The sequence below is a fragment of the Paenibacillus chungangensis genome, assembly GCF_042675905.1.
Lineage (GTDB): Bacteria > Bacillota > Bacilli > Paenibacillales > Paenibacillaceae > Pristimantibacillus > Pristimantibacillus chungangensis.
Genome location: NZ_JBHTJZ010000011.1, coordinates 340741 through 353141, shown reverse-complemented (window position 1 = coordinate 353141; position 12401 = coordinate 340741). Strand labels below are relative to the sequence as shown.

General features: G+C 49.5%; 6 protein-coding genes. 3 read left to right on the top strand and 3 right to left on the bottom strand.

Translation table 11 applies throughout. The annotated features are described in order from the left end of the window. Positions 1-2031, top strand: a 2031-nt coding sequence (locus tag ACFQ2I_RS11155) for an S-layer homology domain-containing protein (RefSeq protein WP_377564244.1), incomplete at its 5' end; no start/stop codon positions are given. 72 nt (positions 2032-2103) lie between these two features. Here the strand turns inward: ACFQ2I_RS11155 and ACFQ2I_RS11150 are convergent. Then, positions 2104-4107, bottom strand: coding sequence for a stalk domain-containing protein (locus ACFQ2I_RS11150; protein ID WP_377564243.1), 2004 nt, complete (start codon positions 4105-4107; stop codon positions 2104-2106). Between the two features lie 119 nt (positions 4108-4226). Between ACFQ2I_RS11150 and ACFQ2I_RS11145 the strand changes: the two genes are divergently transcribed. Beyond that, the gene (locus ACFQ2I_RS11145) at positions 4227-5360 is read left to right on the top strand and encodes a response regulator (protein ID WP_377564242.1); all 1134 of its coding nucleotides are present in this window, start codon (positions 4227-4229) and stop codon (positions 5358-5360) included. Between the two features lies 1 nt (position 5361). Here ACFQ2I_RS11145 and ACFQ2I_RS11140 read toward each other — a convergent pair whose 3' ends face one another. Next, positions 5362-8340, bottom strand: coding sequence for a hybrid sensor histidine kinase/response regulator (locus tag ACFQ2I_RS11140; RefSeq protein WP_377564241.1), 2979 nt, complete (start codon positions 8338-8340; stop codon positions 5362-5364). A 461-nt stretch (positions 8341-8801) separates the two neighbouring features. On the opposite strand from ACFQ2I_RS11140, the gene ACFQ2I_RS11135 reads away from it, so the two are divergent. After that, complete coding sequence (locus ACFQ2I_RS11135) at positions 8802-9665, top strand: MurR/RpiR family transcriptional regulator (protein ID WP_377564240.1); 864 nt, start codon at positions 8802-8804, stop codon at positions 9663-9665. Positions 9666-9740: 75 nt separating this feature from the next. On the opposite strand, the gene ACFQ2I_RS11130 is transcribed toward ACFQ2I_RS11135, so the two are convergent. Beyond that, on the bottom strand, positions 9741-12101 hold the full coding sequence (locus ACFQ2I_RS11130) for an AraC family transcriptional regulator (protein WP_377564239.1): 2361 nt from the start codon (positions 12099-12101) through the stop codon (positions 9741-9743). Positions 12102-12401 lie beyond the last annotated feature (300 nt).

The following is a 12401-nucleotide window of genomic DNA, read 5'->3' as shown; positions in this document are numbered from 1 at the left end:
GAAGCGCAATATGATGCGACAGCCTCCAGTCCTACTGAATGGGTGTTCGCGTACGAGGTGCAGTCCGGCGATCTGGACGGCGACGGCCTAGCATTCGCCGGGAGCGCGCCGCTGGAGCTGAACGGCGCAACGATTCAGGATGCGGCAGGCAATGCGGCGGACTTGAGACTTGCGACATTGCCGGACATAAGCGGCATCAAGGTGGATGCGACTGCACCTTACGCAGTGGGTGTGGAGCTTCCTGCAGAAGCCAGCTATAAGGCTGGACAGAAGCTGGAGTTCCATTTTGCAGTAAGCGAACCTGTCGTTGTCAATACGATAGGCGGCACACCATCGATAGAGCTTATTATCGGAGGGATAACGGTGCAAGCGGAATACGCCGGATCGAGTGCGATGCCAACGGACAAGCTAACGTTTGCCTATACAATTGCTGAAGGCGTGAACGATGCGGACGGCATGGATTGGGGAGCATCGATGAAGCTGAACGGCGGAACTATAGCGGATGCGGCAGGTAATGCCCTTATGCTGTCATTGCCGTCTGTTGATCTTAGCGGTATCCATGTGGACACTATAGCGCCAGCTGCTCCTGTATTTACAATAACGGATGGAGGAGCGTTCTTCACCCGCAATCCAATGATTAGCGGTACTGCAGAACCGGGAAGCAAGGTCGCTGTTACAGTCGTTGATCATCATATACAAGGCGTCGTGACGACAGCGGCTGACGGAACGTGGTCCATCGAGCTTGTTGACGTGCCTCTTGGCAAAGCTGAGCTGTCTGCAACGGCAACAGATGCGGCTGGCAATGTTAGTGCGAAGAGCAGTCTGTCCATCTCTATACAGACGATCGGCAGCGTCCAGATCCCTTGGCACGCGCTCTCCGTTATTCGAATCATGTCAGATGCTGGGAACACGTCATATACGATTTCGCCAGAGCAAGCCCGTTCGGGACATATGGTCATCAGTGTGAATGCAGATAGCGAGACACAGGTGCATATCAGCAGAAAAGTTTTAAATGATACATTAGCCATTGATAAGGACTTTGCTCTGGAAGTTCGAAATAATCGCGGTAGTGTGTTGCTTTCGTTCGCAGATGTAAAGAAGGCGTATGCGGACAAAACAACGGCCGATATGGAGACGGTCACCTTGAAGATTGGCGAGCCGGACAAGGCAATTCATGCCAAAGTGCAACAGATCGCACAGCGGCTTGGGGCTAAAACAGTGATTAGTCCTGTAACCTTTACGATCCAGTATCGCGATATGTCAGGTGAGGAAGGGGAACTGGAAGCGGAAGAGATGCTCAGTCTGTCCGTAACGGTTAGCGGAGAGAGGCCTATGGAAGGCTCCATATTGGCGCGATGGGATGAGAACGCTCAGCAATTGAGGTTCATATCTTCTAACTTCCAATTTGATGATCAACAGCAACAATGGTACATTCGCTCCAGCGGCCAATCAGCAGGAACTTATCTCGTGATGGATCGTTCTGTAGAATTTCTCGATCTCGCGGGTCATTGGTCTCGTCATGATGTAGAGCTATTGGCTTCTATGCTCATTATTGAGGGGCGGAGCGATTCCAGATTTGATCCGGATAGTTCAATTACTCGTGCAGAATTCACTTCTTTGCTGTCCAGAATATTAGGAATGAAAGCTGCAGAAGCAGCAACGTCATTCAGCGATGTTCAAGGTCAATGGTATGAGGAGGCTGTAGCTGGAGCGACGAATGCAGGAATCGTTACGGGGTATCAGGATGGAACGTTCCGTCCGAATGCGGTCGTTACCCGTCAGGAGATGGCTATTATGATTGTTCGCACGTTGCGTTACTTTGGTATTGCTCTAGAAAATAAGAACCCATCATTCAACGATCAGGATGACATTGCGGATTGGGCAGAAAAGGACGTTCAATTTGCCGCTTCCGCCGGTATTGTCCGGGGGGACGAGCAAGGTAGCTTCCAACCTACTGACTATGCCAGCCGTGCTGAAGCGGCAGTCATGCTTATAAGACTAATGCGTTACAGCGGCTTGTCCATATGGTGAAGAGGTTAACAAGCAATGAAAGAGGGCGGCCGGGATGCCGCCCTCTTTCTCTTCCACTCCAGTATGCTGTCCTTACTCGAAAATCTGCCATCCTTCGGAATCTGTCTCCATCTCTACATCCTCGGAAGCTATCTCGTAGCTAAGTGTTGCTGAGGCATAAGCGTGCTGGTTGTATACGATGAAGGTAAAGCATTCATCGACACCGAGCACTTCTCCCCAATGTGCTTGCGCGTAACCGTTCATGAAGGCAATCTTGTCTTCTTGTGTCAGCTTATTGAACTGCTGCAGATGCTCTTCGGAGCCCAGCTCGATGAACATCATCGCCTGCTGCGGAGTAAGTCCCAGATTATTGTTCTCTAAGCCGTCAATGACGAAATGAGTCGCCCCTCTCCTTAACTGCTTCATTGTGTAAGCGGAGCTGGCGGCGGTCTCTTCGGGATTCTCGTCGATCTCGCCGTCGAAGAATTGACCTGCGTGAATGACGGTCCCGTCCGCAGCCTTCAGTACGCCTTGGCCCTCTGCTATTCCATCGAGTACCTCTCCTATATATCGTCTGCCGTCTTCATAATAGAGGATACCTATTCCCGATTGCTCGTAGAAGCTTACGCTTCCCCGATAGGCAAGTTCGCCTGCTTCGTTGTAGAACGCGCCCATGCCGTTCGGGCTTCCGTTCAGATAATCGCCCTTGTACCACAGGTTCCCATTTAGATAGGTCTCTCCCGCTATTTTGGAGCCATGGTGCCATTCACCCGTATTCGTCAGCTCCTCGTCCACGTACTCCCGCCCGTTGCCATGGGCATAGCCGAGATAGAAACCCCCGTCGTACTTGAAGCCTTCTCCGTAGAACGTTCCCTGTCCGTGAAAAGCGTCGTGCTGGAACATGCCATCGTAAACCAATTGATCATCGGAAGCATACAGCTTGCCTTCGCCCTTGCGCATGCCGTCCGCGTATTCGCCGATGTGGTAGGAACCGTTGTTATAGATGGTCTTTCCAAATCCATGGAAGCGATTGTTGCTGAACTTTCCTTCATAATAGGAATCGGGGTAGGATGCATCATACATGATGCCGTTGCCTTCAATGACGCCGTTGACGACCTCTCCCTCATACAGCAGAGTGCCTTTATAGAAGTATTTTCCTTTCCCGTGTGGCATCCCATCCACGCTGTCTCCTTCGTAGGCGATATCGTTCGAGAACAGCATGTCGAAATTATAGGAGGTTACCGTCTGGTTGATATCGATCGTTCGCGCCTCGCCGTTCCACAACACTCTTCTACCCGTAGCTTCGCCTACGAAGCGAAGCGGAATCATCGTGTTCCCGTCCTTCAGCGTCGGAGCTTGCGGCAGCGTCACCTCCAGATCGTTCACGCGAGCCGTCGTGCTGCCGATGGCCAATTCAATCTTCAGCCGTTCCTTCGTCCCGGTTACCGTTCTTGTCTCCCCATCCCATCCGATCTCCAGTCCGAATGCTTCGAAGAGCGGCCGGAATTGGACCATCGTCGTGCCGCTCTCGATAAAGGGATCAATCTCGAACGTCAACTGCTCGGCATCATTAAAGACGGCAATAGGCTGCGCTGCTGGCTCCGGCAGGAGCACATTCTCAACGGTAACTCCTCTTGCCTGCAATTCCGCTATGACGGCATCGGCTTCTTCGTTAAGAGGATTGCCGTACACATTAACATACCGCAATTCTGTAAGCGTATTAAGCGGTGACAGATCGCTTATATTATTGTTCGCCACGCTGATCCACTTCAGGCGCTTGAGGCTCTTCACAGGTGATAAATCTGTAATGCTCTGGTCGTCCAAGAAAAGCGATTCGAGGTATACGGCATGCTCCATGCCTTGCAGCGACGCAATATTCCTCATCTTGTCGGCGCTGAAGGAAGTGAGAACGGCGACCTCCTCCTCCGTAACGTGAGCGTTCTCATCCATATGAAGCTCTTGTCGAATTAAGGTCTCTAGTTCGCCATCCAAGTCAAGTTCGGCATAAGCGGGAACGGGTACCGCCCCAAGCGCGATAAGTATGCTGACTATCAGTAAGATCGAACTGAACCATTTCTTGCTGTTTGTTTGCAACAATTTGCATTTCTCCACCTTTCGACAGTTATGTATAATATAATATAGTTATCATTCGCTGTTGCTATGGGATTTCCTTCTAATACTAGGGATAATGATAGGTGGACAGGAGGACGCGCACAATGAGAATAATGCTGGTTGATGACGAGAAGTTGTCGATTGTTCAGATGAAGATGATGTTGGAGAAGCTCGAAGACATTGTAATTGTTGGTACCTATCTGGACGCTATGGAGGCCATTCAAGCAGTGAGAGATCTACGACCGGATGTGGTATTCCTTGATATATCGATGCCTGTAATGAACGGGCTGCAAGCGGGCATTCACATTCAGAACGAGCTCCCCGACATAGAGATTGTATTCGTGACCGCCTATGACAACTACGCGATACAAGCATTCGAGCTGAATGCGCTAGACTATCTCCTGAAGCCCGTTCACAATGAGAGGTTACATAAGACGATCGAACGGCTGCGTTCACGCATACAATCGGGAGCAGCCGCGACAGACCTGGCCAAGGAAGAGGGAGGAAGGGTCTGTTTCTTCCAGAACATTCGCTTCCAGCAGCCAGGTAGAGAGCCGGAGCTAATCAAGTGGCGCACGAACAAAGCGCAGGAGCTATTCGCTTACTTGTTCCACTATCGCAACCAGATCGTCAGGAAGGACAGTCTGCTAGAGCTGCTATGGTCGGGGATAGAAGAGAGGAAAGCCTCGCAGCAGCTCTATACGACGATCTATCAGGCACGTCGCACGTTGAAGGAGATGAGCGGCGAAGTGATACAGATTCAGAATGCGAGATTAACGGAAGGCTACAAGCTGTACTGGCGCAATGTTGCCTTCGATGTGAGCGAGTGGGAAGGGAAGCTCGATGCGCTGGAGCCGCTTCACGCCGGCAATGTTCAAGACTATGAGCAGGTTCTTGCCGATTACGAGGGCGGCTACTTGGCGGATTACGATTATGCCTGGGCGCAAGCGGAGCAGGATCGGTTGAGATGGCTCTGGATTACGCATACCGTCAAGCTGAGCGACTACTATCTCGCCCAGGGATTGCGTGAGGATGCCATTCGCGTTCAACTGCATATGCAGCGAGTGGACCCATTAATAGAGGAAAGCTATTTCAACCTTATGAAGCTGTACACCGCTATTCATCATCCGGTAGGGATGGAGGAGCAGTATCGTTCGCTGACCGCTATACTGGAGCAGCAGCTTGATACGGTTCCAAGCGAAGAAGTGACGGAGTGGTATCTTGCCCATCGTTCGTAAGTTAAGTATCGTGCCAAGGAATGCGGAACGATACTGTCGTGCCCGCGCCAACCTCCGAGACGATGTGCAGACCGGTGCCGTAAAGCTGCATCAGCCGTCGATTCGTGTTGTAGATTCCTATGCCTCCTTCGCTCTTCTTGCTGTTGCCCAGCAGGTCATGGATCTGTTGCTGGCTCATGCCGCTGCCGTTGTCTTCGACTTCAACCAGAATAGCGTTGTCGCCATGCACGACTCGAATGACGACGGTGACGCCTTCGCGTTGCGCATGGAGTCCATGCTTGACGGCATTCTCCACGAGCGGCTGAATCGTTAGAGGAGGCAGAGTAGTCTGGATGGAGGAATCGACTTCCCAGACGATGGTCAATCTGTCGTCGAATCGCTCCTTCTCGATGAACAGATACGCTTGCACCAGCTTCAGCTCATAGGCAATTGGAACTTGCTCCCCGGCGTTCAGGAAGTCGAAGCTTATTCGCAAGTAAGAGGTGAACGCTTCCACCACCTTGGACATTTTGTTCTGATCAATATGACTTAGCGCCATAATGGAGTTCAAGGTGTTGAACAGAAAGTGCGGCTGTATCTGGGCTTGTAAGTAAGCCGCCTCCAGACGGAGCCTCTCCTTGACAGAATGCTTTAACGCAGCGAGCGCGTTGATCCGGTAGTTCAGCTCCAAGGCGTTGACCGGCTTGGAGACGTAGTCGTTCGCTCCGGCCATGAAGCCGGCGTAGATGTCGGATGGCTGGCTCCGTGCCGTCAACAGCAGAATCGGCAGCTCCGACATGGTGAAGTGCTCCCTTATTCTTCGCGTTAACTCATAGCCGGACATATGGGGCATCATAACATCGGTCAAGACGATATCCCATGGCTTCGAGCGCAGAAGGCTAAGAGCTTCCTGAGCCGATGTGACGGAAGTGACCTGATATTGCTCTGCGGGCAGTATGCCGGCAAGCACCTTCAAGTTGACGGGGTCGTCATCGATAGCCAGTAGTTGAATCCGGGACTTACCTGCGTCAGATGCGGCGGCATGAATTATAGCGTCTGCGGCTACTTCCTCAGTCCACACGTCTGTGTCCGCGAACAGCTCATAACTCTGCTTCGTAAGCGAGCTGTCCTTGCGCAGGACAGCCGTGTCGCTTGCAGCTTCGCAGAGCGGGAGGGAGAAGCGGAAGACGGTGCCCTTGCCGAGAGCGGATGCCACGGTCAGCTCGCTGCCATGCAGCTCGACGAGCTGCTTGCAGATGTTCAATCCAAGTCCGATACCGTTGCTTATGTGGGCAGAACCTTGCTCATAGGGCAGGAATATACGCGATTGCGTTTCTTCGTCCATTCCGATTCCCGTATCCGCGACCTGAATCACCGCTATATCGCCGCATTTCTCTGCCGAGATGGAGATTTCCCCTTTGTCAGTGAATTTAATCGCATTTTGCACCAAATTAATCAGTACTTGCACCACACGCTTCTCATCCGCTATGACGGAAGGGAAGGACTCATCAATGTTCATCTGAAGGCGTACCGGCTTGCCTTCTACCCGATAAGACAGCATATCAATGGCTACGGACGCGACTGACTGCAGATGTACAGCATCCTTATACAACACAATGCGGTTCTCCCGCAACTGGGCCATCTCCAGCAGATCGTCCAGAAGATAAGACATCTGTCGGCTGATGCGTATGAGCAATTGCAGATTTTTATAGCTCTGTTCGTCCATATTCGTTCTCGCGTGGGTGGCCAGATTCTGGGCGATGTTCATCATGCCGTGCAGTGGTGTCCTGAGCTCATGGGACGTATTGGCCAGGAATTGATCCTTCAGCTTGTCTGTTTTCAGCAGTTGCTTGTTCAACTGAATATTGTCCTCCGAATTATGCATGAACTCCCTGAACCAATACGTAGAGAATCCGATAATCGCAATGATGATGTCGATGGGGTAATACATACCGACATTTTCATGCGAGGAATAGAACAATCCCCACAAGACGCTGGAGATGACGCTTGCTACGGCGAACAACAATAACATCGCATTGCGCTGCTTGGTCAGCACCAGCTTGCCCGACAGCCATACGCACCATGCCAGCGGCAGCAGATAGAGCGCGATTGTAATAGGATAGGTTCTTATCTTATCCATGACGGGAACGGATGTTAGACACACCAGCAATGTATAAGCAATCAATGCCGTCAAGTATAGATGACGCAATCGACTTCTGCCCTGTTGTCTCAGGAATGATGTAGTTAGATTCAGCAAGAAAAAAGGAAACCACAAGTATGTAAGTGCAAGAATCCGCGTAGACCACTCGTATGAGATGGGAAACCAAAGAAACAGGATGCGGTCATGATCGGCAACGATCGTAATTCCTGCGGTAATGAGCAGCAAGAACAAGCTTAAAAAGGGTAGGTGCTTGGGATTCAATGGATGGATAAAGTAGAGAATGCCGGCATATAGGGCATGAAGCATAAGAATGATGAAGGTCGCCAGCTGAAAGCCGATGGAATACCATCTCTGAGAATCTACCGTTGCCTGCTCGCCGAATCGAATAGAACCGGTAATCCCCCCGTTGTGCGGATGATCATAATTGCTTACGCCGACTAGCAGTTCAATTGTCGTCTCAGTATCCGATTCATAGCTCAACGTATACGACGAATTGTTGGGTCTGTAGCCACTCTTATCGGAAGAGGGCAGACCAATAGGTTCCATACGCTCGCCATTCACGACGATCATGGAGGAGGTCTGAATCTCCTGAATCCAGAAGGAAAGCGGCTCGAGTGGAGGTTCGTCCAGCAATATACGCAGTCGGTAAGTGCCAAAGCCAAAGGAAGGATACTGCTCTCCTTGTATGATGTGTCCCCAGTCTCCGGGCACTGCAATATATTGAGGGGCGATGAAGCTATCCGGCTTCATCGGCGTATCCGTTAACAGTTGATCAGGGTATAATTCCCACTCTCCATCCAGTGTGATCGGGAGAGCACGGTCATTGCTCCATCCTCGCAAGTCAAGTACCCCCTGGACCGCATGAGGATGGGCAGAGGGCGTATTGCTTGACAGCCACCACCAACGTATGGACAGCAGCAGCGAGATAAACAATAGAAGTGCAATTGTAAGGTGAAATACTTTTTTAGGTTGTATAGGCATCATACTATTTAATATACGACAATCATTCCTTTATTCCAATTGTTTTTGTAAGAGCATTGTCGAATGGGGGCGAATCCTTGCTAGTTCTTTCTAGCAGATTAAGTTGGTATGATGATGAAAGAATAACGAGGTCTAATCTTGACCGAAAATAAATTCTGTAATAAATTTATCATTATAATATTTTTGTTTTAAAATAAAATTTTAATATAATGAGGGGAGTCCCCTTCTATGCTAGGATTGCGTATGCGGTACTTGTCAATTATCAAATTTGCGTATACGATTTATATGCAAAAATATGTACGGTTAAGGAGCGGCTTCCAGTGGCGATAAACGATAATGTGTTGATCAAAATTCGGGATAGAAAAGATAGCCTGACGCCGGTAGAGCGCTTGGTCGCAGAATATATATTGGCGAATAAGGAGGAGATTCCTCATCTCTCAATAAAAAGTCTGGCTCAAGCTAGCAAAACAAGCGACGCATCCGTACTACGCTTCTGTAAAACGATGGGTTATAACGGCTATCGCAGCTTTATCGTGAGTATATCCGCTTCATTGGGGTCTATGGACGACGAAGCGGGAGGGCAGTATACGGACATTCAGGCGGGAGACGATCTGGGGACGATTATTTCGAATGTAAGCCGCAACAATATGCGTTCTATCGAAGATACGCTTAGTGTGATCGATCGTGGAGCTGTAGAGAAGGCCGTTCAAGCGCTGCGTGCAAGCAAGCGGATTGTTTTTTTTGGCATCGGGGCGTCTGGTCTCGTCTGTCAGGATGCGGAACAGAAGTTCACTCGCATTAATAAGATCTGTCATGCCTATACCGACGGTCATAGTCAGTTGACCGCTGCTACGCTGCTGGAGAGAGGGGATGTCGCGATCTTCATCTCTAATTCGGGTGAGACGCCGGAAGTGCTGGAGGCGCTGGAGATTGCCCGCAAGAACGGAGCTAAGGCTATTGCCATTACGAAATATAACAAGAGCGAGCTGTCGGAGCGGGCGCATATACTGCTTAGCATATCGACACCCGAGATCTCGATTCGTAGCGGGGCTATGGGCTCGCGAATTGCTATGCTGACGATTATCGACATGCTGTTCGCCGGAGTGGCAAGCGCAGATTACGGACAAGTGAAGAAGTATTTAACGAAGACACATAATATTATCGCGGGCAAGCGACGGAAGTGAGCGTGCGTCGCGATCAATCCGGATGAAATGGAATAAATCGAACCGTCAATGCGGCTGTCGGAGATGGGGAGGAGCTCAATGGGCGAGCTCCTTCTTTGGCGTTCCCTTGTCTTCAGACAAGTAATATTGCTTGTACATGCGAGGTGTAACACTATAGGTCTCTTTGAATTTTTTGATGAAATACGCAGAGCTGTTGAAGCCTGCATGTGCGGATATTTGTTCAATGGTCATGTCGGAAGTGAGAATGTACCGCTCTGCCAGTTCCAATCTTTTTCGGTTTACGTATTCGGAGAAGTTCAGTCCCGTCTCTTCTTTGAACAACCGGCTCAAATATTTGCCGCTGATACGGACATGTTCGGCAGCAGATTCAAGAGAGATCGATTGTTGCAGATTATCGGATATATATTGCTTGACGGCCGTAACGATATTGCGGTTTTTTTGGTTCGACAGTGCTTCGATGCTTTGGTAGGTATCTTCAATTGCCTGTATCAGCATGGACTTGCAGCTTAAGATGTCGACTGGAGACACACTGACCTTCAACCGCTCATCGTATGGGCTCTCGCTCCCCTTCAAGGGCAGATCCTCCAGATAGGACCGGAATGCATCTGTCAGTTCGTTCCACTTGGCCCAGCAATGATCGGCGGAGTAAGCTCCCGACTGCGACAATCGCTGGAATTCCTCTACTACCGCCTTTACCTGAGACAGCCGTCCTGAACGTAGCTCGCTGGAGAAGCGCGCCGTCAGCTCTGCCGGCATTTCTTCGTCTCGTTCCTCCCTCGGCATCCATGCCTCGGCGAAGAACAACGATTGTTCGGGATGAATGAGTGCATACTTGAGCACCGCCGCCGCTTCCCGGCATGATGGCTCCAGCTCAAGCAGCGATGATGCGGGTCTTCCTGCCGAGAAGGTCAGCTTCATCATAAAGTTGTCATGTGCGTACTCCTTCGCGTCCTTGTGGAGCCGCTCCAGTTTTTTTGTCACATCGTCGTTCGCGCTTACGATAGCGCATAATTCATATTCGGACAACTCCGCCGCAAGCAGCCTCGTGTTATCCTTGTCCCACTGTTCCAGCTTCTTGATCAAATTGAATTTGATGAACTGGCGGTTTTCCAGCGTCAACTGCGACATGGTTGCTCGGTCAAGCTGTATCAGCACTGCCGTATGCTTCAGATAAGGCAACTGCAGGCCGATTAATCGCATCGTCCCTTCCAATTCATTCCTGGATTGAATTCTGGCATGAAGCAGGCCAACGACCATATGGTGCTTTATTAATGGCGCATTGGAATCAATCGTGTTCTCGAGATCATTAATTTTTACGGATAAATTGTTGATGACGCGATCCAATAGCGAGAACTCATTCTCTTCAAGCTGGTGACCGGATTTTCCTTGATCGAATACACTTTTCGCTTTGTTGATAATAGGGCGAAGCGGGTTATAGATACGTATCGTGAATATGTTCGAGATGACGATCCCGATGGCAATAGCCGCGATACAGATGGTAAGCAATGTATGGCGAAGAGGCACTGTTTTTTTATAGAACTCGCTGACAGGCGTTGCGCTTACAAGCTTCCATTCCGTGCCTGGGACCGTAACCGATGTAATCAATGTCTCGGTATCGCCGACATCCGTAATGAAACTGCCGTCGCGGCTGCTTGGAGCGGTCACCTGCCGGTAGAATGGCAATGTCGTCAACGAGCCGCCTAGATTAGCGGGGAAATTATGCGTAAGGACCGCCCCTTCCTTGCCGATCAACAGCATATTTCCATCGGAGCTTTTCTCGGAATGGATGAGCTTTTTCAGCATGCTTTCTTTGATGTGTACGGCGATATAGCCCTTTGCCTCTCCTGGCTGAACGGCATACGGATACGGCCGAATGAACGTGATAAGCTTGGCGGTATGCGTATTGGAATGGATATTGCGCGGAACCGCTTTAGCTTCCATCCATATTGTCTCATCCTGCTTATTATGACCACGGTTCAGCCACTCCAAATCAATCGATGCTCGTTGCTCATCCAAATACGTTACTCCCGACAATGACGATATCACAATATCATTCGAACGATAATAGATGCTGATGGAATCCAGCACTTCCGAATGGGAGGCGGCAACTTTATTCAGATACTGCTGTGTGATATGTACTTTTTCATGATTTCCATCCAAGGGATGATCGAATAAGAAGGCTGCGGGACTGACATGAGAGTCTCCCATGGTGACATGAATGTAGCTTCTTTCTACAACGTCCACAACGTCATTCAGCAAGTTCTGACTGGTATGGTTTAATATTTTGGATTCCATTTTCATCAGTTCTTCATTGTAGATAGTAGAGAAGTAATGATAGGAGACCAGGCCGACAAATAGGATTGTAATGAAGATTAATGCAACATATGACATGACAAGCTTGTAAAAAACGGTATTCAACCGGCTGAACCATCTCATGGCAAGCGCTCCTTGCTGTGTTTGTTAACGTTTACTTTATCACGTCTGTATTAAGAGGATTTATGGGATTCGTTAACATATTGTAAAGTTGATTGAGCAGTGCAAGTGCGTTAATTAGGCTGAAAAAAGTTGAAAAACATTGTTGAGCTATCGTAAATATTCACGATTAATTCTATAAAAAGAAGAAAATGTATCAAAATCGGCCGAAATTCGGCTTTTTTTATATGTTGTAGAGAAATTTAAGTTGTTCAAGTTCCTTTTTTTATACCTTTTGCGTTCTTTCCTATTCCTCGTTCCAGA